The 23,450-nt window shown below is 70.5% G+C and carries 20 protein-coding genes and 1 riboswitch; of the genes, 13 read left to right on the forward strand and 7 right to left on the reverse strand.

Annotated elements, in window-relative coordinates; genetic code table 11:
• Window positions 1-4: 4 nt before the first annotated feature.
• A complete protein-coding gene (locus tag ACLJQE_RS23565; protein WP_410641476.1) occupies window positions 5-1,399 on the reverse strand; it encodes a DNA-3-methyladenine glycosylase 2 family protein in 1,395 nt (464 codons plus the stop codon).
• 102 nt (window positions 1,400-1,501) lie between these two features.
• Here ACLJQE_RS23565 and ychF point away from each other — a divergent pair, with 102 nt between their 5' ends.
• Window positions 1,502-2,584: a redox-regulated ATPase YchF gene (gene ychF / locus ACLJQE_RS23570; RefSeq protein WP_410641477.1), complete on the forward strand. Its 1,083-nt coding sequence runs from the start codon at window positions 1,502-1,504 to the stop codon at window positions 2,582-2,584.
• A gap of 480 nt (window positions 2,585-3,064) precedes the next feature.
• Here the strand turns inward: ychF and ACLJQE_RS23575 are convergent, their stop codons facing one another.
• Window positions 3,065-3,349 (reverse strand): 4a-hydroxytetrahydrobiopterin dehydratase, encoded by a 285-nt coding sequence (locus ACLJQE_RS23575; protein WP_410641478.1) that lies wholly within the window; start codon window positions 3,347-3,349, stop codon window positions 3,065-3,067.
• A 32-nt stretch (window positions 3,350-3,381) separates the two neighbouring features.
• A riboswitch (TPP riboswitch) is annotated at window positions 3,382-3,488 on the forward strand.
• Window positions 3,489-3,508: 20 nt separating this feature from the next.
• Between ACLJQE_RS23575 and ACLJQE_RS23580 the strand changes: the two genes are divergently transcribed.
• The 3 genes from ACLJQE_RS23580 (at window position 3,509) to ACLJQE_RS23590 (ending at window position 7,208) form a co-directional block, all read left to right on the forward strand.
• On the forward strand, window positions 3,509-4,558 hold the full coding sequence (locus tag ACLJQE_RS23580; protein WP_410641479.1) for a thiamine ABC transporter substrate binding subunit: 1,050 nt from the start codon (window positions 3,509-3,511) through the stop codon (window positions 4,556-4,558).
• 86 nt (window positions 4,559-4,644) lie between these two features.
• Window positions 4,645-6,201 (forward strand): ABC transporter permease, encoded by a 1,557-nt coding sequence (locus tag ACLJQE_RS23585; RefSeq protein ID WP_410641531.1) that lies wholly within the window; start codon window positions 4,645-4,647, stop codon window positions 6,199-6,201.
• Window positions 6,201-7,208, forward strand: a complete 1,008-nt coding sequence (locus tag ACLJQE_RS23590; protein WP_410641480.1) for an ABC transporter ATP-binding protein — start codon at window positions 6,201-6,203, stop codon at window positions 7,206-7,208. Before ACLJQE_RS23585 ends, ACLJQE_RS23590 begins: the two co-directional genes overlap by 1 nt.
• Window positions 7,209-7,340: 132 nt before the next feature.
• Here ACLJQE_RS23590 and ACLJQE_RS23595 read toward each other — a convergent pair whose 3' ends face one another.
• From ACLJQE_RS23595 to ACLJQE_RS23605, 3 genes are read right to left on the reverse strand one after another with little or no spacing between them, the layout of a single operon-like run.
• On the reverse strand, window positions 7,341-8,222 hold the full coding sequence (locus ACLJQE_RS23595) for an ABC transporter permease (RefSeq protein ID WP_410641481.1): 882 nt from the start codon (window positions 8,220-8,222) through the stop codon (window positions 7,341-7,343).
• A complete protein-coding gene (locus tag ACLJQE_RS23600) occupies window positions 8,219-9,196 on the reverse strand; it encodes an ABC transporter ATP-binding protein (protein WP_410641482.1) in 978 nt (325 codons plus the stop codon). The genes ACLJQE_RS23595 and ACLJQE_RS23600 overlap by 4 nt, the downstream gene beginning before the upstream one ends.
• A complete protein-coding gene (locus tag ACLJQE_RS23605) occupies window positions 9,193-10,293 on the reverse strand; it encodes a LolA family protein (protein WP_410641483.1) in 1,101 nt (366 codons plus the stop codon). The genes ACLJQE_RS23600 and ACLJQE_RS23605 overlap by 4 nt, the downstream gene beginning before the upstream one ends.
• Before the next feature lie 148 nt (window positions 10,294-10,441).
• On the opposite strand from ACLJQE_RS23605, the gene ACLJQE_RS23610 reads away from it, so the two are divergent.
• The 3 genes from ACLJQE_RS23610 to ACLJQE_RS23620 all read left to right on the forward strand — a co-directional run bounded on the left by ACLJQE_RS23610 (window position 10,442) and on the right by ACLJQE_RS23620 (window position 13,083).
• Window positions 10,442-11,158: a response regulator transcription factor gene (locus ACLJQE_RS23610; RefSeq protein ID WP_410641484.1), complete on the forward strand. Its 717-nt coding sequence runs from the start codon at window positions 10,442-10,444 to the stop codon at window positions 11,156-11,158.
• Window positions 11,155-12,468, forward strand: a complete 1,314-nt coding sequence (locus tag ACLJQE_RS23615) for a sensor histidine kinase (protein ID WP_410641485.1) — start codon at window positions 11,155-11,157, stop codon at window positions 12,466-12,468. The genes ACLJQE_RS23610 and ACLJQE_RS23615 overlap by 4 nt, the downstream gene beginning before the upstream one ends.
• A 207-nt stretch (window positions 12,469-12,675) precedes the next feature.
• Window positions 12,676-13,083, forward strand: coding sequence for an NUDIX domain-containing protein (locus ACLJQE_RS23620; protein WP_410641486.1), 408 nt, complete (start codon window positions 12,676-12,678; stop codon window positions 13,081-13,083).
• A gap of 30 nt (window positions 13,084-13,113) precedes the next feature.
• Here ACLJQE_RS23620 and trpS read toward each other — a convergent pair whose 3' ends face one another.
• Window positions 13,114-14,127 (reverse strand): tryptophan--tRNA ligase, encoded by a 1,014-nt coding sequence (gene trpS, locus ACLJQE_RS23625; protein WP_410641487.1) that lies wholly within the window; start codon window positions 14,125-14,127, stop codon window positions 13,114-13,116.
• A 213-nt stretch (window positions 14,128-14,340) separates the two neighbouring features.
• Between trpS and ACLJQE_RS23630 the strand changes: the two genes are divergently transcribed.
• A complete protein-coding gene (locus ACLJQE_RS23630; RefSeq protein ID WP_410641488.1) occupies window positions 14,341-14,640 on the forward strand; it encodes a YciI family protein in 300 nt (99 codons plus the stop codon).
• 3 nt (window positions 14,641-14,643) lie between these two features.
• On the opposite strand, the gene ACLJQE_RS23635 is transcribed toward ACLJQE_RS23630, so the two are convergent.
• Entirely contained in the window at window positions 14,644-14,793 is a 150-nt protein-coding gene (locus ACLJQE_RS23635; protein ID WP_285458779.1) for a hypothetical protein, read from the reverse strand.
• Between the two features lie 193 nt (window positions 14,794-14,986).
• On the opposite strand from ACLJQE_RS23635, the gene typA reads away from it, so the two are divergent.
• The 5 genes from typA to ACLJQE_RS23660 all read left to right on the forward strand — a co-directional run bounded on the left by typA (window position 14,987) and on the right by ACLJQE_RS23660 (window position 23,254).
• Window positions 14,987-16,912 carry a translational GTPase TypA gene (typA, locus tag ACLJQE_RS23640; RefSeq protein ID WP_410641489.1) on the forward strand — a complete coding sequence of 642 codons (1,926 nt, stop codon included), beginning with the start codon at window positions 14,987-14,989 and terminating at the stop codon, window positions 16,910-16,912.
• A gap of 379 nt (window positions 16,913-17,291) precedes the next feature.
• Window positions 17,292-19,028: an ABC transporter family substrate-binding protein gene (locus tag ACLJQE_RS23645; RefSeq protein ID WP_410641490.1), complete on the forward strand. Its 1,737-nt coding sequence runs from the start codon at window positions 17,292-17,294 to the stop codon at window positions 19,026-19,028.
• Between the two features lie 290 nt (window positions 19,029-19,318).
• Window positions 19,319-21,130: an ABC transporter family substrate-binding protein gene (locus ACLJQE_RS23650; RefSeq protein WP_410641491.1), complete on the forward strand. Its 1,812-nt coding sequence runs from the start codon at window positions 19,319-19,321 to the stop codon at window positions 21,128-21,130.
• A 185-nt stretch (window positions 21,131-21,315) separates the two neighbouring features.
• Complete coding sequence (locus ACLJQE_RS23655; RefSeq protein ID WP_410641492.1) at window positions 21,316-22,332, forward strand: ABC transporter permease; 1,017 nt, start codon at window positions 21,316-21,318, stop codon at window positions 22,330-22,332.
• A complete protein-coding gene (locus ACLJQE_RS23660; RefSeq protein ID WP_410641493.1) occupies window positions 22,325-23,254 on the forward strand; it encodes an ABC transporter permease in 930 nt (309 codons plus the stop codon). The genes ACLJQE_RS23655 and ACLJQE_RS23660 overlap by 8 nt, the downstream gene beginning before the upstream one ends.
• Window positions 23,255-23,450: the final 196 nt, after the last annotated feature.

Below are 23,450 nucleotides of genomic sequence, written 5' to 3' on the forward strand. Positions count from 1 at the left end.
CGGCTCAGCCGAGCGGGCCCGTCGCCGCACGCCGGAGGTACATCCTGGCGTAGGAACACCACGGCGTCCACGCGCGGGCTCGCTCGCCGAGCGAATCCGGTGAGATCCCCAGCACCTCGGCGCCGCGGCCGACGGCGGGGTCGTCGGCGAGCAGAACGTCCGGGGCGCCGAGGACCCGCATCACCACGTAGTCCGCGGTCGGCGGGTCGACGCACGTCAGCAGCTCCGCCCGCAGCTCCGCCGCGTCCCGGCCGACGTGCACGTCCAGCCGTCCCTCGGCCAGAGCGGCCGCGACGGGGTGGCCAGTGGTGGCCGCGATCCGGGCCGCCGTCGGGAACAACCGCGTCACGCCCCACTCGCCCGGCACCTCCTCACCGAGCGGCACCTCGCTCACCAGGGCGCGGAGCAGCAGTTCCTCGCCGTCGACGGTGCCGGGGACCCGGATCCCCGGCACGGCCGCGACCACCGGCGCCAGCGCCGGGTCCGCGCCGAGGACGCGGGTGACCGCCGCCGGGTCGGCGTCGAGGTCGAGCAGCCGGCGCACCCGGCTGACCGCGCTCCCGAGGTCGCGCAGGTCGGTGAGCACCAGCTCGCAGCGCACGTGGTCGGACGACGGCGTCAGCCGCACGACGCCGGTGCCGTGGGCGAGCCGCAGCGTGCGTGCGTAGGCCTCCGAAGTCAGTTCTTCCACGCCCGGCACGGCGTGGTCGGCGAAGAAGCGAAGCAATCCCGGAGCGTCGAAAGGCGGCCGGAACGGCAACCGCAGGCTGAGCCGGGTCCCGGTCACGTCGCTCTGCCGCCCACGTCGTGAAGCCGCGAAGGCGCGAAGCTGCGAAGGCGTCGTCGCGAACACCTCGCGGATCGTCTCGTTGAACTGCCGCACGCTGGAGAAGCCCGCCGCGAACGCGACGTCCGTCAGCGGCAGCTCGGACAGCTCGATGAGCAGCCGCGCCGAGTGCGCGCGGTGGGCACGGGCCAGCGCGAGCGGGCCGGCCCCCAGTTCGGCGGTGAGCACCCGGCCGAGCTGGCGTTCCGAGTAGCCGAGCCGCCGGGCGAGGCCGGGGACGCCTTCGCGCTCGACGGTCCCGTCGGAGATCAGGCGCATCGCCCGCGCGGCCAGGTCGGCGCGGACGTTCCAGTCCGGTGAGCCGGGCACCGCGTCGGGCAGGCAGCGGCGGCAGGCGCGGAAGCCGTTGGCCTGCGCGGCCGCCGACGTCGGGAAGAAGCGGACGTTCTGCTCCTTCGGCGTCGACGCCGGGCACGACGGGCGGCAGTAGATCCCGGTGGTGCGCACCGCCATGATGAACTGGCCGTCGAAGCGCGAGTCGCGGGCGGTGACCACGCGGTAGCAGCGTTCGGCATCGCGCCAGAGCGCGGGCGATTCGGTGATCGTGGCCATGGATCCGAGCATGCCAGCAGGTCAGCGCCGTCGCTGGCGGAAATCCGCCACGGCGTTGGGTGCGTGGGGCGCGACCGGGGCGGACCCGTAGACTGCGGGGTCGTGAGCCTCACCCTCGGTATCGTCGGCCTGCCCAACGTCGGCAAGTCCACCCTGTTCAACGCGCTGACCCGCAACGACGTGCTCGCCGCGAACTACCCGTTCGCGACGATCGAGCCGAACGTCGGTGTCGTGCCGCTGCCGGACCCCCGGCTGGACAAGCTGGCCGAGCTGTTCAAGTCGGAGAAGACCGTCCCGGCCGTCGTGTCCTTTGTGGACATCGCGGGCATCGTGAAGGGCGCGTCCGAGGGTGCCGGGCTGGGCAATAAGTTCCTGGCGAACATCCGTGAGGCCAACGCGATCTGCCAGGTCATCCGCGTGTTCGACGACCCCGACGTGGTGCACGTCGACGGCCGGATCGACCCGTCGAGCGACATCGAGACGATCAACACCGAGCTGATCCTCGCCGACCTGCAGACCCTCGACAAGGCGCTGCCGCGGCTGGAGAAGGAAGCGCGGACGAAGAAGGAGAACAAGCCCGCGCTGGACAACGCCCAGAAGGCGAAGGAAATCCTCGACGCCGGGCGCACGCTCTTCCAGGCGCAGAAGGAAGTCGACTTCGACGCCCTGCGCGAACTGAGCCTGCTGACGACGAAGCCGTTCCTGTACGTCTTCAACGCCGACGAGTCGGTGCTGACCGACGAAGCCCGCCGCGAGGAGCTGACCAAGCTGGTCGCGCCCGCGGACGCGGTGTTCCTCGACGCGAAGGTCGAGGCGGAGCTGCTGGAGCTGGACGACGAGGAGTCCGTGCGCGAGCTGCTCGAGTCGGTCGGCCAGCCGGAGCCGGGCCTGTACTCCCTGGCCCGCGCGGGCTTCCACACCCTCGGCCTGCAGACGTACCTGACGGCGGGCCCGAAGGAGTCCCGCGCCTGGACGATCCCCCAGGGCGCAACGGCCCCCCAGGCGGCGGGCGTCATCCACACGGACTTCGAGCGCGGCTTCATCAAGGCGGAGATCGTCTCCTACGCCGACCTGATGGAGGCGGGCTCGATGGCGGCCGCGAGGGCGGCGGGCAAGGTTCGCATGGAGGGCAAGGACTACGTCATGACCGACGGCGACGTGGTCGAGTTCCGCTTCAACGTCTGACTCGCTGTTCGCGACCATCAACGACGGCGGACGAGACCCCGGCCGAGTTCCCGCCGCCGGGGCAGATCACCCGGTGGCCTGCCGGACCCGGTGATCCGGCAGGCTCGATCAGCCGAGCAGGCCCAGCAGTGCGATCGCGATCAGCACCACCGCGGGGGCGAGGGCGTTGATCCAGGCGCGCTGGGCGGGGGTGAGGGCGGCGGTGCTGTTCATGGCGTTTCCTAGGGCCGAAAACCGATGCTTCCGCTCCGAACAGCGCGCCGATCATGTCTTGCGTTAACAGCTGTGATCGAACTCTCAGCCGTCGAGGTGACGGCGGTTGCGGGCGGTGAACCAGAGCACCCCACCGGCCGCCGCCACCATCGTCGCGAACGCTGCCGTACCGACCACGATTGCCTGGGTCATCTCGTCTCCCTCCCGAAGGTTGCGGTAACCGAGAGACGCCAAACCGCGGTCAAGGTGCACTCAGCGTTACCGAGATCACAGCCCGGCCAGCACCGAATCGATCTGCGCGGCCAGGTCGAAGTCCTTCGCCGTCAGACCGCCCGCCGAATGCGTCGAGAGCCGGAACGTCAGCGTGCGCCAGCGGATGTCGATGTCCGGGTGGTGGTCGGCGGCCTCGGCGAGGTCCGCCACCCGGTTCACCACCTCGATCGCCTGGGGGAAGCTCGCCAGCTCCACCTCGCGCGAGATCACCGCGCCGGACCGCGTCCAGCCCGTGCCCAACCGTCCGTCGGCCTCGGAGTCGCTCAAGATTTCCGTCATGTCTCCATGGTCGTCCGTCCTGGACTACGCTGCACGCTTGCCACGGGAGTCCGGTGAGCCGGGCTGAGAGGCGGGTCACCCGCGACCGTTCGCACCTGACCGGATCATGCCGGCGACGGGAGGGCTTCCCTCCGCGTCCGGCGAAGTGCAGGAGGGTAGATGAAACGCAGGGCTGTTCGCGCCGCGACCGCCATTGCCGCCGTCAGCGCCGTCGCCGCGGCGTGCTCGCTGTCGGACGGTGACGGTGGTACGCAGCAGACGCCCACCGTCACCCTCGTGACGCACGATTCCTTCCTCGCGCCGCAGGAAGTGCTCGACGCCTTCCAGAAGCAGTCGGGCATCAAGGTCTCCGTGCTCAAGCAGGGTGACGCCGGATCGCTGACCAACAAGCTTGTGCTGACGAAGGCCAACCCGATCGGCGACGTCGCCTTCGGCGTCGACTCCACCTTCGCCTCGCGCGCGCTCAGCGAAGGCGTCTTCGAGCCCTACACCAGCCCCGAGGCCGACCGCGGGCCGCAGCGCTACGCCGTCGACCCCGAGCACCGGCTGTCCGCGGTCGACGTCGGCGACGTGTGCGTCAACGTCGACACCGGCTACTTCACCACCAAGGGGATCCCGGCGCCGTCGACCTACGACGACCTCGCCGACCCGAAGTACAAGGACCTGCTGGTCGCCGAGGACCCGGCGACGGCGTCCCCCGGGCTGGCGTTCCTCCTCGGCACCATCGCCAAGTACGGCGAGGCCGGCTGGAAGGACTACTGGGCGAAGCTGAAGGCCAACGGCCTCAAGGTGGTCAGCGGCTGGGAAGAGGCCTACACCAAGCAGTTCTCCGGCTCGTCCGGCAAGGGACCGCGGCCGATCGTCGTCTCGTACGCGTCGTCGCCGGCCGCCGAGATCGGCGACGACGGCAAGCCGCGCACCAAGGCGCTGCTCGACACCTGCTACCGGCAGGTCGAGTACGCCGGCGTGCTGGCGAACGGCAAGCAGGTCGAGAACGCGCGCAAGGTCGTCGACTTCCTGCTGTCCCAGCAGTTCCAGGCGACGGTCGCGGCCAACATGTACGTCTACCCGGCGCGCCAGGGCGTCGACCTGCCCGCGGGCTGGGCACAGGTCGCGCCGCTGCCGCAGAGGCCGCAGGCCCTGCCCGCGGACCAGGTGCAGGCCGGACGCGAGAAGTGGATCGGCGAATGGCGCGCGCTCGTGCAGTGACCTCCGTGGTCGGCGGCTCGGCCACCCGGAATCCCCGAACAGCCTCGCCGCGGACCGCTCGCGGCCTCGGCCTGGCACTGCTCGGGCTGGCCCCGATCGGGTTCCTGGTGGTGTTCTTCGCCTGGCCGGTGCTGGCGATCGTCGGCCGCGGGTTCGCCGCGGGCGGCCTCGACGTCGTGCTCGGCGACCCGCGGACCTGGCAGCTGGCCGGGTTCACGGTCGCGAGCGCGGCCGCGTCGACGGTGGTCGCGGTGCTGGCCGGGCTGCCGGTGGCGTTCCTGCTGGCCCGGGTGCGGCTGCCCGGCGTCGGCCTGGCGCGGACGCTGGTGCTGGTGCCGTTCGTGCTCCCGACCGTGGTCGTCGGGCTGGCGTTCCGGGCGCTGTGGCCGGACGGCGGCGTGCTGCCGATCGTGCTGGCCAACGCCTTCTTCAACGTCGCCGTCGTCGCGCGGACCGTCGCCGGGCTGTGGGCGCGGCTGGACTCGCGGACCACCGACGCGGCCCGGGCGCTCGGCGCGTCGCCGTGGCGGGCCTTCCGGTCGGTGACGCTGCCCGCACTGGCGCCGGCGATCGCGTCCGCGGCGGCCGTGGTGTTCCTGTTCTGCGCCACCAGCTTCGGCGTGGTGCTGATCCTCGGCGGCGCCCGCTACCGGACCCTGGAAACCGAGATCTACCTGCGGACGGTCGACCTCCTCGACCTCTCGGGCGCCGCGGCGCTTTCGCTGATTCAGTTCACGGCCGTGGTCGCGGCGCTGGTGCTCGGCGGGCTGGCGCGGCGGCGCAAGGAAGGGGCCCGGATCGGGGCCGGCCAAGCGCGGCGCCCCCGCGGCGGCGAATGGTGGGTCGTCGGCGCCGCGGCGGGCGTGCTGGCCTTGCTGGTGACGCCGATCGCCGCGCTCCTCGCCGAATCGGTGTCCACTGAGGACGGCTGGAGCCTCGCCGGGTACCGGGCGCTGACGAGCACCGGTGAGAAGGGCGCGCTCCAGGTGTCCGGCTGGGACGCCGCGCTGAACTCGCTCAAGGTGGCCATCGACGCGACGCTGCTCGCGATGGTCGTCGGCGTGCTCGCGTCCGTGGTGCTGGTGGCGCTGCGGCGGTCACCCGCCAAGGCCGCGCGCGGGCTGGGCGAGACGATGGACGCCGTCCTGATGCTGCCGCTCGGGGTGTCCGCGGTGACCGTCGGGTTCGGCTACCTGGTGACGCTCGACGCGCTGCCCGGCGACCTCCGGACGTCGCCGTACCTGGTGCCGCTGGCCCAGGCGCTGGTGATCATCCCGCTGGTCGTGCGGATGGTGCTGCCGGTGCTGCGCTCGGTCGACGTCCGGCTGCGGCAGGCCGCCTCGACGCTCGGGGCGAGCCCGCTGCGGGTGTGGCGGGAGATCGACCTGCCGCTGACGCTGCGGCCGCTGGTCGCGGCGGCCGGCTTCGGCTTCGTCGTGGCACTCGGCGAATTCGGCGCGACGAGCTTCCTCGCCCGGCCGACCGCGCCGACGCTGCCGGTCGCGGTCGCGACGCTGATGGGGCGCCCGGGGGAGCTGAACAACCAGATGGCGTACGCGGCGTGCGCGTTGCTGATGCTCGTGACGGTGCTGGCGGTCGCGCTGATCGACCGGCTCGGGCGCGGCGGGGTGGGAGAGTTCTGATGGCGTTGTCGGTGCGGGACCTGACTGTCCACTACGGAACGTTCGCGGCGGTGCGCGACGCCCGGCTGGACATCGCCGACGGCGAGGTGCTGGCGCTGCTGGGCCCGTCGGGCTCGGGCAAGTCGACGCTGCTGCGCGCGATCACCGGGCTCGAGCCGTCGGCCCGCGGCTCGGTGAGCTGGGACGGCGAGGACCTCGGCACGGTCCCGGTCCACCGGCGCGGCTTCGGCCTGGTGTTCCAGGACGGCCAGCTGTTCGCCCACCGCGACGTCGCCGCGAACATCGCGTTCGGCCTGCGGATGCACGGGGTGCCGCGGTCGGCCTGGGCGCCGCGGGTCGCCGAGCTGCTGGAGCTGGTGGGGCTCTCCGGCTTCGAGCGGCGGCGGGTGACGGAGCTGTCCGGCGGGCAGGCGCAGCGGGTGGCGCTGGCCAGGGCGCTGGCACCGAAGCCGCGGTTGCTGCTGCTCGACGAGCCACTGTCCGGTTTGGACGCGGGCTTGCGCGAGCAGCTGGCGATCGACCTGGCGGACCTGTTGCGGCGCAGCAAGATCACCGCGCTGCTGGTGACGCACGATCAAGAGGAGGCGTTCACCCTCGCCGACCGGGTGGCGGTGCTCGACGCGGGCGAGGTCCGCCAGGAGGGCGCGGTCCGGCGGGTCTGGCGCAACCCGGCGGACGACGACGTGGCCCGGTTCCTCGGCGTGACGACGTTCGTCGACGGCGTGGCCGCGGCCGGGCACGTCCACACGTCGCTGGGTGAAATCGCGTTGCCGGACGCCGCCGACGGCCCGGTCCGGCTGGGGTTGCGGCCGCACGCGCTGCGCGTGGCAGAGTCCGGAGTGGACGGCGAAGTGGTGGCGGCGGTCCACCGGCGCGAGCACGTGCGGCTGGTGGTGAAGCTGGCAGAGTCCACTGTGGACGCGGTCGCCCCGGCGGCGTCGGACCTGCGTGCGGGGGACGCGGTGCACCTCGTCCTCGACCCGGACGGTGTGGCCCTGGTGGGCTAGCCGCCAGAAAGCAGCCCCCACCCTTCCCGGGGGACGTCCCCAGGCCAAGTCTACCGACCCGGCCCGGGGAACAACGACCACTCGCAGATCTGTGGACAACCCGGCACCTGTGGATGGCTGACTTGACAAACCTCAGCCGTCGCGGGTGGAAAGCCTTGCGTACGCCAGTGAAAGCCCGATCACGATGTAGCACGCCGCTCGCAGGGCGCCCTCGGTCAGCATCTGGGTGCCCATCGGGTCCTGCAGGACCTCGGCCGGGGCCATCGACCAGTTCTGCGTCAGCAGGAACGGGTGCAGCCAGTCCAGCGACGTCAAGAAGCCGAGGATGGTGAACACGATGTCCGCCGCCAGGACCGAGGCCACCACCAGCATCGGGTGCTCCGTCCAGCTGGAGATCGCCAGCGCCACCGCGCCGATCGCCCACAGCTGCAGCACCACCCAGGCCGCCACCAGCAGGAGCCGCGCCATGGCGCCGCCCAGGGACAACGTCGTGCCCGAGAGTGTGAACAGGGAATCCGTGCCGTTGATGATCAGGCCCGTCACCACGCCCGTCACGCACATCGCCAGCACCGAAACCACCGACACCGTCGCGACGCCGAACGCCTTGACCGTCAGCAGGCGACCCCGGCCGACCGGGGCGATCAGCCAGCCGCGCAGCGTGCCGTGGGACGTCTCGCCCGCGATCGCGTCCGCGCCCGCCATCGCCGAGGCCAAGGGCAGCAACAGGGCCAAGGACAGCACGATCGCCGCGATCGGCAGGACGAACGCGTTGTTGACCGCCGACGACAGCAGTGCTTCGCCGCCGTCGTCCGGGCCGCCGCCGCTCGACGGGTTTTCGTCCACCAGGGTCAGGCCGATGCCGATCACCACCGGGATCAGCGCCAGGAGCCCGAGCACGGCCAGCGTCCGCGGCCGGCGGAAGATCCAGCGCAGCTCCGCGGCCAGCAACCGCGGCAACGGCACCGTGTCGTGGCCCGTGCGGGCCGCCGGTGCTTCGAGAACCGCCGTGGTCATTCCGCCCCCTCGGTGAGCCGCGCGAACAAGTCTTCCAGCCCGGTGCGGGCCCGTGTCGCCTCGTGGACCGCGACCCCCGCGCCCACCAGGACCTGCAGCACCCGCGGCGCCTCCGCCGCGGTGAGGTCGGCCCGGATGCCGTCGGGCGTGAGCCGCGCGCCGATCCGGTGCTCCCGCAGCACTTCCACCGCCAGGTCCGCGTCCGGCGTGCGGACCAGCAGGGCCGCGTTCCCGGACTCCAGCAGCTCCGCCAGCTCGCCCTGCGCGACGACGTTCCCGGACTGCAGCACGGCCACGTGCGTGCAGGTCGCTTCGACCTCGGCCAGCAGGTGCGACGACACCAGCACGGTGACGCCCTCGGCGTGCAGCTCGGCGACGATCCTGCGGATCTCCCTGGTACCAGCAGGGTCGAGGCCGTTGGTCGGCTCGTCGAGCACGACCATCTTCCGCGGCACCAGCAACGCCGAAGCGAGCCCGAGCCGCTGCTTCATGCCGAGCGAATACCCCTTGTACCGCCGTCGCGCCGCTCCCGTCAGCCCGACGCGCTCCAGCGCCGAGTCCACCGCGAACGGGATCCCGGCCGACGAAAGCCGCGGTTCCGCCGCGGCGAACCGCAGCAGGTTGTCGCGCCCGGACAGGAACGGGTGGAAGCCCGGCCCCTCGACCAGCGCGCCGACGTCCGGCAGCGCGTGCGCGGCGGCGTCGGGCATCGGACGGCCGAGCAGCTCGACCTCGCCCTCGGTCGGCCGGACCAGGCCGAGCAGCATCCGGATGGTGGTCGTCTTGCCCGAGCCGTTCGGCCCGAGCATCCCGACGACCGCGCCCTGCGGGATGTCGAGGTCGACGTGGTCCACCGCGACGGTGCTGCCGTAGACCTTGCGCAGTCCCCGGGTCCGCGCGGCCAGCGGGACCGCCGGGGCGGAGGTCTCCGAAGAAACCTCCGCCCCGGACTGGACCGAGGTGGTGCTGGTCACTTCTGTCCCAGCGCTTCGTACAGGACCTGCTCCGGCACCGCGCCGGCGGCGAACCGGCCGTCGTCGGTCAGCACCGCGCTGCCGACCTTCGTGGTGACGAGGTAGCCGCTGCCCCAGGCGCCGTCGACCTTCTCGGCGAACCGCTCGAGCAGCGCCTTCGGGTCGGCGTTGCGGCCCTCACGGCCTTCACGCCCGGACTGCTGCTTCGGCGCCGCGTTCAGCGCGTCCGCCGGGACCTTGCCGGTGACGACGGTGTCCCAGCCGTCGCCGACGACCTTGACGTCCTGCTTGGCCTGCTCGGCCAGGTCGTTGTGTTCCTGGCCGATGGACGGCGTCTTCTCCTGCACCTTGGCGCCCTTCGGCGGGGTGAAGGTGAAGAGGTCGGCCGGCTGCTGGGTGAACTCGATCTCGGTGAACGCCACCTCGAGCGCCGGCGTCGCCGTCCCGTTGCTCAGCACCGCGACCCGCAGCGGCAGCCGCGTCTGCGAGTCGACCGCGACGCGGATCTCGCGCAGCAGTGTCCGCTCGGTCGGCTTCGGCGTCAGGACCAGCTCGTAGGCCGGGCGGCCGGCGACGGTCGCGGTGCCGTCGACCGACACCGTGCTGCTCTCGCGGACCTTTGCGAGCAGTTCCGTCGAAGCCGCCAGCGGGTCGGCCGTCTTCTCGCTGCCCGCGCCCTTCTGCTGGGCCACGTCGGCCGGGATGGTGACCTTCGTCGCGGTGTTCGTCTTGGAGCTGTAGTCCCAGACGGTGGTGCCGTCGTGGACCACGGTCTCCTGGCTCGCGCCCTGCGTGACGGCCAGGCGGCTCTTGCCGGCGCCGTCGGTGAAGATGTGCGCGGAGTCCATGTTCAGCGCCGACGCGCCCGGTACCGCGTTCCCGATCGCGGGCAGGCCCAGGTCGTTGCTCACCTTCAGCGTGCCGTCGAACGCACCCGGCTTCGCCTTGACCACCGACTGCACCAGGTCCTCGGCACTCACCTGCGGCAGCGCCGGCTTGTCGTCGGCACTGGCCGGCATCGCGACGAACGCGAGGCCGCCGGCACCGAGCGCGGTGCCGAGGACCGCGGCGGTGATGCCCTTCGTCTTCGGTTTCATGCGTCTCTCCCTGTGGTGTTCCCGGACTCGAGTGTGCCCGGCTCCCTGGCACCGACGCTTCCCTCTCGAGGCTGAGATACCCCTGAAGGTTCTCCCTCCCACGCTGAGATCGCGCTGAGAACCGACGCACGACCTGCGCAAACCGGCCATGATGAGTCTCGTGAAACCTCGGGTGCTGGTGGTCGACGACGAACCGGGCGTGCGCAAGGCCCTGCAGCGCGGGCTGCGCGCGGAGGGCATGGACGTGGTCACCGCCGCGGACGGGCCCACCGGCCTGCAGCTGGCGGGCACGGGCACGTTCGACGTCGTCCTGCTCGACATCATGCTGCCGGGCCTGTCCGGCTACCGCGTGCTGGAACGGCTGCGCAAGGACGGCGTCACCACGCCGGTGCTGCTCGTCTCGGCCAAGGACGGCGAGGTCGACCAGGCCGACGGCCTCGACCTCGGTGCCGACGGCTACCTCGTCAAGCCGTTCTCGTTCGTGGTGCTGGTCGCGCAGGTCCGCGCGGTGCTGCGCCGGGCGGGACCGGAGGCCGGCCGCGGCACGCTGCGGCTCGGCGCGCTGGCCGTCGACCGCGGGCTGCGGCAGGTGCACTGGCACGACGAAGAAGTCGCGCTGAGCCCGCGGGAGTTCGCGCTGCTGGAGGTCCTGGTCGGCCGGGCGGGCACGGTCGTCACGAAGGACGAGCTGCTGCGCGCGGTCTGGGGCGAGGAGCAGGCGGTGACGCGCAACCTCGTCGAGGTCTACGTCGGGTACGTGCGCCGCAAGCTCGACGCGGTCGGCGCCGGCGCACTGCTGCGGACCGTGCGCGGGCACGGCTACCTCGCGTCCGACGCGCAGCTCGACGAGGTCATCACCCCGTGATCTCCTGGTGGCGGGGCCGGTCCCTGCAGGTCCGGATCACCCTGCTGGCCGCGACGATCACCCTGGCCTGCCTGCTCGGGCTGGCCACGCTGGCCGCGTCGAACCTCTCGCCGCTGCTCATCGGTTCGGTCGACCGCGAGCTTTCCGGAGCGCTGGGCCCGGCGGGCGCCGAGGTGAGCGCCGGACGGGCGCTGTCCGGCGCGGCGCCGGTGACGCTGCGGGTGCTGGACATCGCGGGCACCCCGGTGGACGGCGGCACCCCGGCCGGGCTCGCTCCCGCGGACGTCTCGACGCTCAAGGCCGGACAGCCGGTGCAGCGCGACGGCGCGCGGTACCTCGGCACGGTCGTCAGCGCGCCGGACGGGGCACAACGGCTGGTCGTCGCCGGGGCCGGCCTGGTCGGGTTCGCCGCCGCGGTGCACTACGGCGGGGTGTGGCTGGTGGTCGTCGCGGCGATCGGCGCGCTGGTGGCGGGCTTCGCGACGTGGCTGGTGGTGCGCCTGTCGCTGCGGCCGGTCGCCCGCATGCGGGGCTCGGTGCGGTCGCTGCCCCCGGGGGCGCGGCTGGCGCTGCCGGACTCGCACGACGAGCTGCGCGCGCTGGCGGAGGAGTTCAACGCGCTGCTGGAGCGGCAGGAGCAGGCCAGCGACCGGCTCCGGCGCTTCACCGGCGACGCCGCGCACGAACTGCGTTCGCCGGTCGCGTCGATCCGGGTGCAGGCCGAGGTGGCCGTCACCAACCCCGATCCGGAGCTGGCGCAGGAGACGCTGTCGGACATCCTCACCGAGGCCGAGCGGCTGTCGTCGCTGCTGGACGGGCTGTTGTCGCTGGCCCGCTCCGACGCGGGGGAGGTGCCGCCCGCTTCGCCGGTCGAGCTGGTGAGCGAGGTCCGCGCGGCGGTGGCGCGCCTGCCGGCCGGGGCGCCGGAGACGCGGGTGAGCAGCGCGGTGGCCCAGGCGTGGGCGTCGGCGGCGCACGCGGAGGTGGAGCTCGTGCTGGACAACCTGCTGCGCAACGCGTGCCGCTACGCACGCGGCCAGATCGTCGTGTCGGTGCTGGCGTCGCGGTCGTCGGTGCGGGTGGTGGTCGACGACGACGGCCCGGGGATCGCCGCGGAGCACCGCGAAAAGGTGTTCGACCGGTTCTACCGGATCGCCGACGACCGGGCCCGGTCCTCGGGAGGCACGGGCTTGGGGCTGGCCATGGTGGCGGAGACGGTCCGGCGGCGAGGTGGCCGGGTCCAGGTGGGCGAATCCCCGGACGGCGGCGCCCGCTTCGTGGTCGCCTGGCGCGCGGTCCCGGCCGGCTGACGACGGCCCCGGCCCAAGCGCCCCAATGTGGCCTTCGGTGCGTTCAACGCACCCAATGTGGCCTTCGGTGCGTTGAGCGCACCCAATGTGGCCTTCGGTGCGTTGGACGCACCCAATGTGGCCTTCGGTGCGTTGAGCGCACCCAAGGCCACATTGGGGCGCTTGGTGCGCGGCCGGGGGCGGGGCTTCCGGGTAAGTTCCGGGACTGTGAACGCTGTGATCGTGGGAGCCGCCCTGGTGCGGGACGGGAAGCTGCTCGCCCAGCAGCGGGCCTGGCCACCGAAGCACGCGGGGCAGTGGGAACTGCCCGGTGGCCGGGTCGAGGAAGGGGAGTCCGAGGCGTTCGCGCTGGCTCGTGAGTGCAGCGAGGAACTCGACGTCGTCGTCGAGGTCGGCGGGCGGGTCGGGGACGACATCCCGCTGCCCGGCCGGCGGGTGCTGCGCATCTACGCCGCGAAGCTGGTCTCGCCCGGTGAAGAGCCGCGGGCCGTCGAGCACCGAGCCGTGCGGTGGCTCGGGCCCGACGACCTCGACGACGTCGACTGGCTGCCCGCCGACCGGATCCTGCTGCCGGCCTTCCGCGCGCTGCTCAGTTACCAGTCCGGCCAAAAGTAGGCCGCCCCGCGCCTCGGCACGTGACCGTTGCTACGAAGTCATGCGGCCGTGACTGTGGCCGGACTGGTAACCGATCGGCGCAGCAGCGCCGATCATCCGCAGCGCCGCGTCGAGCCGGTGCGAGCCGCGTTCGCGGGCGCGCTCGGCGCCCGCCTTCCGCACCCGGTCCAGCTCGGCGACGTCGTCGAGCAGGGCCATCGCCCGCGAGCGCAGTGGCCGCAGCTCCTCGATCACCGCGTCGGCGACGGCGTCCTTCACCGCTCCGTACGAGGAGAACTCCGAAGCCAGGTCCGACGGCGATCCACCCCGGCAGGCGGCCAGGATTTCCAGCAGGTTCGCCATCCCCGGCCGGGTCTCCGGGGCGTGGACGGGCACCGAACCGCCGTCGGTGACCGCGCGGCGGATCTTGCGGCGGATCTGGTCCGGCTCGTCCAGCACGAACACCACACCCGCTTCGTCCCGCGCCGACTTCGACATCTTGCGCGTCGGGTCGGTGAGGTCCTTGACCCGCGCACCGGACGGCGGCAGCACCGCGCGCGGGATGGTGAAGACCTCGCCGTACGCGCTGTTGAACCGCTTGGCCAAGGTCCGCGTCAGCTCGACGTGCTGCCGCTGGTCCTCGCCGACCGGTACCTCCTCCGCGCCCTGGAGCAGGATGTCCGCGGCCATCAGCGCCGGGTAGGTCAGCAGCGACAGCCGCACCCCCGCCTGGCCCTTCGACTTCTCCTTGAACTGGATCATCCGCGCGGCCTCGCCGTAGTTGCAGGTGCACTCCAGGACCCAGGTCAGCGCGCCCAGCTCGCGGGCCAGGTCGGACTGGACGAACACCCGCTCGGGATCGATGCCGGCGGCGATCAGCACGGCGAGCTGCTCGCGCGCCAGAGATCGGAGTTTCGCCGGGTTGTGCGGGGTCGTCATGCCGTGCAGGTCGGCGACGAAGTACAGGTCGTCCGCGCCGCCCTCGACGGCCCAGCGGCGGACCGCCCCCAGGTGGTTGCCGAGGTGGACGTGACCGGAGGGCGTGATGCCGGACAGCTTGCTCATCGTGGGTTCCTTCCGAGGTGGGGCCACCCCGGAGAAGGCACGAAAAAAAGGCCGCCCGTCCGGGGCGGCCGCTGGTGATCAGCGCAGGACTAGACGGCCGCCGAGGGCGGCCACCAGCTGGTCTGCGCGTGCATGGCACCGACTATAGCCCGATCCGTCACCACTTCGCATCGACCGGCGCGGAAGCGCACCGGCGGAGTTACGGTCTTGTCCATGTATGTCGTCCTGCTGAACTACACGGCCCCGATCGAGGAAATCGACTACGCGCTCCCGGACCACGCCGAGTGGCTGAACAAGCAGTACGAACACGGCCACTTCCTGGCGTCCGGGCGGCGGAACCCGCGCACCGGCGGCGTGATCATCACGCGGCCGATGAACCGGGGGAAGCTCGACGCCATCCTGGCGTCCGACCCGTTCTGCGTGAAGCACCTCGCCCAGTACGAGGTGATCGAGTTCTCGCCGACCAAGACCGCACCCGAGCTGCGGCTGCTCAACGAGGCCGTACCTCACTGAGGCCTACGCGGCCAGATCCAGCTTCGCCTTCTTCAGCGCCAATACCGGGCACTTCTTGCAGCGCGGCTTCGACCGGCAGCACTTCTTCTTGACCTTGCCGGCCTTCATCAGCTTGCGCACGACCTTTCGCGGGTCTTTCGCCTTCTTGCCCACGCGCACGCACCTTCCGGATCGGCGACCTTCACCGGGTTTCCACGTTAGGTCAGCCTAACCGACAGGGGGGCGTGGGGCCGCTCACAATGGGGTGGCAGGTATCCTGGGTGAGGTCCGCGTGTGACCAGAGCCGGTCACGGATGCCTGAACGGCTTGCGCGGCCATCCAACCCTTGAAGTTCAGGAGTTCTCGCGTGCCCGCAGCCAGCGCTACCGTCGAAACCGGCCGGCCGACCGGTAAGACCCGGCCCGACCTGCGCAACGTCGCGATCGTCGCCCACGTCGACCACGGCAAGACCACGCTCGTGGACGCGATGCTGCGCCAGTCCGGCGCCTTCGCCGAGCGCGCCGAGCTCGTCGACCGCGTGATGGACTCGGGGGAGCTGGAGCGCGAAAAGGGCATCACGATCCTCGCGAAGAACACCTCGATCCACCGCCAGACGCCCGAGGGCCAGGTGACGATCAACGTCATCGACACCCCCGGCCACGCCGACTTCGGCGGCGAGGTCGAGCGCGGCCTGGCCATGGTCGACGGCGTCGTCCTGCTGGTCGACGCCAGCGAGGGCCCGCTCCCGCAGACCCGCTTCGTGCTGCGCAAGACCCTCGAGGCCGGCCTGCCGGTGATCCTGCTGGTCAACAAGACCGACCGCCCGGACGCCCGGATCGCCGAGGTCGTCGAGGAGACCCACGACCTGCTGCTCGAGCTGGCCAGCGACATCGAGGACGCCGACCACGACGCGATCCTCGACCTCCCGGTCGTCTACGCCTCCGCGCGTGCCGGCAAGGCGAGCCTGGAGCAGCCCGCCGACGGTGAGATCCCCGAGAGCGAGAACCTCGACCCGCTGTTCGACACGCTGCTCCGGCACGTGCCGCCGCCGGCCGCCGACCTCGACGCGCCGCTGCAGGCGCTGGTCACCAACCTCGACGCGTCGAACTTCCTCGGCCGCATCGCGCTGATCCGCATCCACGCCGGCAAGCTCCGCAAGGGCCAGACCGTGGCGTGGATGCGCGAAGACGGCACGGTGCAGAACGTGCGCATCTCCGAGCTGCTGGTCACCGAGGCGCTGACCCGCGTCCCGGCGACCGAGGCCAGCGCGGGCGAGCTCGTCGCCATCGCCGGCATCCCGGACATCACGATCGGCGACACCCTCGCCGACTCGGACAACCCGGTGGCGCTGCCCCGGATCACCGTCGACGAGCCCGCGATCTCGATGACCATCGGCGTCAACACCTCGCCGCTGGCCGGGCGCAACGGCGGCGACAAGGTCACCGCGCGGCTGGTCAAGGCCCGCCTCGACCAGGAGCTGATCGGTAACGTCAGCATCCGCGTCCTGCCGACCGAGCGCCCCGACACCTGGGAGGTCCAGGGCCGTGGCGAGCTGGCGCTGGCCATCCTCGTCGAGCAGATGCGGCGCGAGGGCTTCGAGCTGACCGTCGGCAAGCCGCAGGTGGTCCTGCGCACGATCGACGGCAAGCTCCACGAGCCGTTCGAGCGCCTCTACATCGACTCGCCGGAGGAGCACCTCGGCGCGATCACCCAGCTCCTGGCGGCGCGCAAGGGCCGCATGGAGGACATGAGCGGCAACGGCACCGGCCGGATCAAGCTGGAGTACGTGCTCCCGTCGCGCGGCCTGATCAGCTTCCGCACCGACTTCCTCACCGAGACCCGCGGCACCGGCATCGCGAACCACGTGTTCGAGGGCTACTTCCCGTGGGCGGGCGAGATCCGCACCCGGCACAGCGGCTCCCTGGTCGCCGACCGCACCGGCCCGGTCACCGCGTACGCGATGATCCAGCTGGCCGACCGCGGCACGTTCTTCGTCGAGCCGGGCGCCGAGGTGTACGAGGGCATGGTCGTGGGCGAGAACCCGCGCTTCGAGGACCTCGACATCAACATCACCAAGGAGAAGAAGCTGACCAACATGCGTCAGTCCTCCGCCGACGTGATGGAGACGCTGGCCCGCCCGCGCAAGATGGGCCTGGAAGAGGCGCTGGAGTTCTGCTCCGTCGACGAGTGCGTCGAGGTCGCGCCCGCCGTGGTCCGCGTCCGCAAGGTCACCCTGGACGTGAACACCCGCGCGAAGGAGCGTTCGCGCGCCAAGAGCCGCGACAACGGCTGATCTCCCTGATTCGGAAAACCTCCCGGTGCGTGTCACCGGGAGGTTTTTTCGTGCCCCTTCCCCTACGCTGGGTCCGTAGGTGGCAGACCCAGTGTCACGGATCAGGCCGTTCTTCTCCTTATATCTTTATAGGGGTCACGACGGCTTCATCCCCTGGCGCCGACCACCGAGGTGAACCGGTTTCGTGTCCGGCCCGTGTTCGTTCCGCCGTTCCGGAACGGTCCGGGAACCCGGACGGTGTTCCGCGCGTCCTTTCCCGTAGCGGCACGAAGGGGCGGCGGCGCCGCCCGATCCGGGTATGGGAATCTCGGTTCCGGCGGCGAAGACGGTCGTGGGAGCATGGCTGACCCGATCGGGGCGAAACTGGGAGGAACGGGGCGTGCGGGTGAATCGCAAGGCGGTGCCGGTACTGGCACTCGCGGCCGTGCTGCTCACCGCCTGCTCCAACACCCCGCCACCACCGATCGTGTCGTCGTCGGTCGCGCCCGTGTCCAGCACCGGCAAGACGCCGTCGCAGATCGTCGTCGGCGTCGACGACGTGCTCGGCGGGTACAACCCGCACAACCTCGCGGACTCGTCGCAGGTGACCTCCGCGCTCTCGCAGCTGCTGCTGCCGTCGGTGTTCCGCCAGAAGGACGACGGCACCACCCAGCTCGACAAGAGCCTGATGAAGGCCGCGCAGGTGATCTCGCAGCAGCCCTTCGTGGTCGCCTACGACATCCGGCCGGACGCCTCCTGGTCCGACGGCGCACCCATCGCCGCCGAGGACTTCGACTACCTGCGCACCCAGCTGCGCGACCAGCCCGGCGTGATCGGGCCCGCCGGCTACCGGCAGATCACCGACCTGCAGTCCCGTGAGGGCGGCAAGCGCGTCGAGGTCACCTTCGCCAAGCCGTACCCGGGCTGGCAGACGCTGTTCTCCGACCTGCTGCCCGCCCACCTGCTCAAGGACGCGCCCGACGGCTGGCGCGGGGCGCTCGCGTCGAACTTCCCGGCCGTCGCCGGCCCGTTCTCGATCAAGAGCCTGGACACCGCCCGCGGCGAGGTGATCCTCGAGCGCAACGAGCGCTACTGGGAGAAGCCCGCCGCGATCGACCGGATCGTGCTCCGCCGCTCGGACCAGAACACGCTGCTGGCCGCGCTGCGCAGCGGCAACGACCAGTTCGCGCTGGCGCGGACGACCGGCGACGAGCTCAAGCTGCTCGGCGAACTCGGTTCCGCCGTCCGGCTGCACACCGTGGCCCGCCCGCTCGTGGCCGACGTGCTGCTGCGCCCGGTCAGCGCGACCCTGCAGGACGCCCAGGTCCGCGCCGGCATCGCCGCGCTGATCGACCGCACCAAGCTGATCACCGAGGGCGTCAACGGCGGCCCGTCGTCGGCCCTGCACGCCGATGCCCAGGTGACGGCGCCGTCGGTGAAGGGCTACGCGGCGACCATCCCGCCCGGCCCGCCCACCGCTCCCGACGTCGCCAAGGCCGAGCAGTCGCTGAAGGCGGCCGGCTACACCAAGACCGCGGGCACCTGGCGCAAGAACGGCCGGGCGCTCTCGCTGGTCATCGCCTCCCCGGGCACCCAGGAGCCGTACGCGACGATCGCCAAGGAGCTCACCAGCGAGCTCGCCGCGCAGGGCATCGAGGTCAACGCGATCACGCCGCAGCCGCGCGACCTGTTCAGCGGCCTGCTCGCGATGCCGGTGGCCGGCGGGGTCCAGCAGCCGACCGGCGACTCGGCGGGCAACGTCGGGGTCGACATCGCCGTCGTCCCGCAGGCGGTCGGCGGCGACACCGCGTCGGTGCTCGCGTCGACCTTCGGCTGCCGCCCGGAGCAGACGGCCGCCGGCGTGGACAAGACCAAGCCCGTCGTCCCGGGCAACTCGGCCGGCTTCTGCGACCCGGCACTGCAGCCGTCGATCGACGCGGCGCTGTCCGGAGCGACCCCGGCGAGTGAAGCCCTGACCACCCTTGAGCCTGAACTTTGGCGCCAGAACGTGGTGATTCCGTTGTTCCAATTGGCTGACACCCTGGCGATCGGATCGGGCATCTCGGGCGTCACGCCCGGTCCCCCCATGGTGGGCCCGTTCGGGTCCGCGGTGAACTGGACCCGCGGCCCGAAGTAATCGGTTGGCTACGCATTCAGTACCACCGGGTGATCTTTACCAACGCCTTCGAGTGGGGCGTTGTGAATCCATGAGGTAACCGTCGTATTTCTGGATGTCGACTGGAAGTCACCCTTTGGTCACGATCGACCCTGAACTGGTGACTGTCGGTGCTTTTCCTTTCTAGCGTGCACCCGCAGTGCGCCAGTTGAGTGTCGCTTGGCGTGTCGTAGGCTCCGGCCCATCCAAACCGGAGCGGTGTGGGCCCTTGTCCCGATATTCAAGGGCTCAGTGCTAGGAGGGCACACTTCATGAGGAGATCCAAAGCAGTCTCCGCTTTGTCGCTCGTCGCCGGCGCTTCGCTGTTGCTGAGCGCCTGCAGCGGCGGTGATTCGGACTCGGGGAACACCGATCAGAACGGATCGTCCACCGACGTCAAGGCGATGGCTGTCGGCAAGGCCCAGACCGGTGACCTGTTCAAGCTCGCGGACACCCCCGGGTACGACGGCACGGTCACGATCGGTATTGACGACGGGTACTCGGGGTACAACAACCAGACCCCGGACACCAACAGCTCGTACAACAACTACGTCCTGACCGCGGTGCTCTCCGGTACGTTGAAGCTCGACGGCAACAACAAGGTGCTGCTGAACACCGACGTCTTCGAGTCGTGGGACGTCACGCAGAAGGAACCGCAGCAGGTCACGTACAAGATCAAGCCGAACATCAAGTGGTCGGACGGTCAGGCCTACGACTGCAAGGACCTGTACCTGGCGTGGCTGTCGCAGAGCGGCCTGGCCAAGGGCCCGGACGGCAAGAACCCGTTCAACTCGGCTTCGACCACCGGTTACTCGCTGATCAAGCAGGCCACCTGCAAGGACGCGCTGACCTTCGTCACCGACTACAGCGAGCCCTACCTCGACTACAAGGGTCTGTTCAACGCGCCGGCGATCATGCCCGCGCACATCCTCGAGCAGAAGACCGGCATCGCGGACATCACCAAGCTGGCCCCGACCGGCGACCCGGCCCAGATCAAGGCCGCCGGTGACTTCTGGACGGACAAGTGGAAGGGCTTCGACGCGTCGATCATGCCGTCGTCGGGTCCCTACAAGATCACCGCGTTCGACGCCAACCAGAAGGCCGTCACGCTCGAGAAGAACCCGAACTGGCCGGGCGGCAAGGGCGGCCCGTCGAAGATCGTCGTCCGCGCCATGGAAGACACCAAGGCCATGGCGACCGCGCTGCAGAACGGTGAGATCGACGTTGCCGCGTCGACCCAGCCGGACGCCACCGCGGCCCAGACCATGAAGGGCCTCGCGGCGCAGGGCGTGACCTACGGTTCGGCCCCGCAGCTGACCTACGAGCACCTCGACCTGAACTTCAAGCGCATGTTCGCCGACAAGGACCTGCGCAAGGCGTTCTTCGAGTCGGTGAACCGCAAGGAGATCACCGACAAGCTGCTCAAGGAGGTCCAGGCGGACGCGGAGCCCCTGAACAGCATCCTGTTCTTCCAGGGTGAAGAAGGTTTCGTCGACCAGTACAGCAGCAAGGCGGGCCTGGGCGCCGAGGCGGCGGCCAAGACGCTGACCGACGCCGGCTGGGTCAAGGGTGCCGACGGCATCTTCGCCAAGAACGGTGTGCGTGCGTCCTTCAAGATCACGCACAACCAGAACGCGCGTCGCAGCCAGACCGTCGAGATCATCATCTCGCAGGCCAAGGCGGCCGGCATCGAGGTCAAGGACGAGACGGACGCCAACTTCCTCAAGGGTGGCCGCGTCTCGACCGGTGACTACGACGTCGCGCTGTTCGGCTGGTCCTCGCAGCCGTTCAAGGCGGAGTCCCGCTCGATCTACGTCTGCCCGGACAACGGTGGTGAGCAGAACTACCAGGCTCTGTGCGACACGAAGATCGACGAGCCGTTCACCGCTGCGGTGAAGGCGACCGACGCGCAGGTGCAGCTGCAGAAGTACCAGGAGGCCGACAAGGCCATCGCCGACGCCTACGCGACCCTGCCGCTGTTCCAGACGCCGAGCATGTGGGCGTTCAAGGGCATCGACCGCGTCTACATGCAGTCGTACGACGGTGTCCTGTGGAACGTCGGCGAGTGGGAGCAGAAGAAGTAGGGCTCGCCCCGCCTCTTCTTTCCCCTCGTTCCAGATGACCTGGGAGGTACCGGGGTCCGGCCACGAGCCGGGCCCCGGTACCCACCGGAAGTAGCTGTTGACCGTAGGGTTACCGCCACTACGGTAGACAACCGGGTAGCGGTCCAGCGCACTTCTACGACCAGGCCCGGATGAGGAGCAGTTCGTTGAACCTGGTGATCTACATCCTTCGCCGTCTGGCGATCTCGATTCCCGTCCTGCTGGTCGGGACTTTCTTGTGTTTCGTCATGGTCGCCGGCACCGGGGACCCGCTGGGCGAGCTGCGGCAGAACCCGCAGATCAGCAAGGAAGCACTGGCCGCCACGGCCACCAAGCTCGGTCTCGACCAGGGCATCGTGCCCCGCTACTTCACGTGGCTGGGTGACTTCCTGACCGGGAACTGGGGCATCTCCATCGCGCAGGGCAACGCCCTCGCGCCGGTCGCCCCGAAGGTGATGGCCGCCTTCGGCGTCACCCTCAAACTGGTCATCGGGGCCGAAATCCTCGCGCTGATCATCGGCATCATCGTCGGCGTGCTCGCCGCGGTGAAGCAGTACTCGATCATCGACTACCTCGCGACCACCCTCGCGTTCCTGCTCTTCTCGATGCCGATCTTCTGCGTCGCGATCGTGCTGAAGCGCTACGCGATCGAGATCAACGGCTGGGTGCGCGACCTCGGCCTGTCCGACGTCCTCGGCAACCCGTGGCTGCGGACCACCAGCCCGGAGCAGCTGAACACCGACGGCGTCGGGGACTTCATAACCAGCACCATCGGTGCGTACCTGCTGCCGACGCTGTCGATCATGGCGATCAGCTTCGCCGCGTACAGCCGGTTCCAGCGTGCCTCGATGCTCGAGGTGATGAACTCGGACTACGTGCGGACCGCGCGCGCCAAGGGTCTCGGCAACGGCCGGGTCATCTTCCGGCACGCCTTCCGCAACGCCCTGATCCCCGTGTCGACGTTGTTCTCGGTCAACTTCGGCTCGGTGCTCGCCGGCGCGATCATCACCGAGACGGTGTTCAACTGGCACGGCATGGGCACGTTGCTGGTGGAAGCCGTCACGAAGAACGACACTCAGGTGATGATGGGCTGGCTCGTGGTGATCGCCAGCAGTGTCATCGTCGCCAACCTGATCGCCGACCTGATGTACGGCATCCTGGACCCGAGGATTCGCGTTGGCTGACTTGAACTCTCTTCTCGCGAGCGAAACCGCTTCCGCGGAGGGCACGCTCCCGCCGGAAGCGCTGCCCGAGCCGCGGAGCCAGGGCAAGCTGGTCCTGCGGAAGTTCCTGCACCACAAGCTGGCGATGGTGTCGTCGGCCGTGCTGCTGCTGATCGTGCTGATCAGCATCCTGCTGCCGATCTTCTGGAAGCACGGCTACCAGGACAGCTCGTTCCCGTCGTTCGCCAAGCCGAGCGGCGACTTCCCGCTCGGGACGACGCAGGTCGGCAAGGACATGGTGTCGCAGGTGCTGCGCGGCACGCAGTACTCGCTCCTCATCGCGCTCACGGTGTCGATCCTCGCCACCGTGATCGGCGTCGTGTTCGGCGCGGTCGCCGGCTACCTGCGCGGGTTCTCCGACTCGGCCATCTCCCGGGTGACGGACCTGTTCCTGATCATCCCGCAGATCGCCGCGGCGGCCATCCTCGCCAAGGTGTTCGGTGGCGGTTCCTGGTACATCGTCGCGCTGGTGCTGGCGGCGTTCGGCTGGATGCAGATCGCCCGGATCACCCGCGCCGAGGCGATGTCGCTGTCCCAGCGCGAGTTCGTCGACGCGGCCCGCGCGTCGGGCGCCGGGACGTTCCGGATCATCTTCAAGCACCTGGTGCCGAACATGGTCGGCAGCATCACGGTCAACGCGACCCTCGCGGTCGCGCAGGCCGTGCTGGCGGAAGCCGCGCTGTCGTTCATCGGCCTGGGTGTCCAGCTGCCGGACACCTCGCTCGGCCGCGTCATCCTGGAGAACTACGCCCAGCTGCAGACGCGGCCGGCGCTGTTCTTCGGACCGTTCGTCGTGCTCGTGCTGATTTCACTGACGATCAACTTCATCGGTGACGGTCTTCGCGACGCCTTCGACCCGCGGCAGCGGAGGATGAAGGCCTGAACGCGCACGCGATGCGGGGGTGACCGGTTCCGGTCACCCCCGCATCCGTTTTCGCGTGCGGATCGCCGGACCTGACCCCGCCCCCGAACGCCCCAATGTGGCCTTGGGTGCGTTGGACGCACCGAAGGCCACCTTGGGTGCGTTGAACGCACCGAAGGCCACATTGGGGCGCTCTGGCCCGGAAACGCCGAAGGGC

Origin of the sequence: Amycolatopsis sp. lyj-346 (genome assembly GCF_046548975.1) — a bacterium.
Taxonomy (GTDB): domain Bacteria; phylum Actinomycetota; class Actinomycetes; order Mycobacteriales; family Pseudonocardiaceae; genus Amycolatopsis.

Excerpts from the sequence above, each read along its gene's own strand:
- ACLJQE_RS23565 (WP_410641476.1), bottom strand. The coding sequence starts at position 1,399 with ATGGCCACGATCACCGAATCGCCCGCGCTCTGGCGCGATGCCGAACGC.
- ACLJQE_RS23575 (WP_410641478.1), bottom strand. The coding sequence starts at position 3,349 with ATGACGGAAATCTTGAGCGACTCCGAGGCCGACGGACGGTTGGGCACG.
- ACLJQE_RS23580 (WP_410641479.1), top strand. The coding sequence starts at position 3,509 with ATGAAACGCAGGGCTGTTCGCGCCGCGACCGCCATTGCCGCCGTCAGC.
- ACLJQE_RS23590 (WP_410641480.1), top strand. The coding sequence starts at position 6,201 with ATGGCGTTGTCGGTGCGGGACCTGACTGTCCACTACGGAACGTTCGCG.
- ACLJQE_RS23595 (WP_410641481.1), bottom strand. The coding sequence starts at position 8,222 with ATGACCACGGCGGTTCTCGAAGCACCGGCGGCCCGCACGGGCCACGAC.
- ACLJQE_RS23605 (WP_410641483.1), bottom strand. The coding sequence starts at position 10,293 with ATGAAACCGAAGACGAAGGGCATCACCGCCGCGGTCCTCGGCACCGCG.
- ACLJQE_RS23610 (WP_410641484.1), top strand. The coding sequence starts at position 10,442 with ATGATGAGTCTCGTGAAACCTCGGGTGCTGGTGGTCGACGACGAACCG.
- trpS (WP_410641487.1), bottom strand. The coding sequence starts at position 14,127 with ATGAGCAAGCTGTCCGGCATCACGCCCTCCGGTCACGTCCACCTCGGC.
- ACLJQE_RS23630 (WP_410641488.1), top strand. The coding sequence starts at position 14,341 with ATGTATGTCGTCCTGCTGAACTACACGGCCCCGATCGAGGAAATCGAC.
- ACLJQE_RS23650 (WP_410641491.1), top strand. The coding sequence starts at position 19,319 with ATGAGGAGATCCAAAGCAGTCTCCGCTTTGTCGCTCGTCGCCGGCGCT.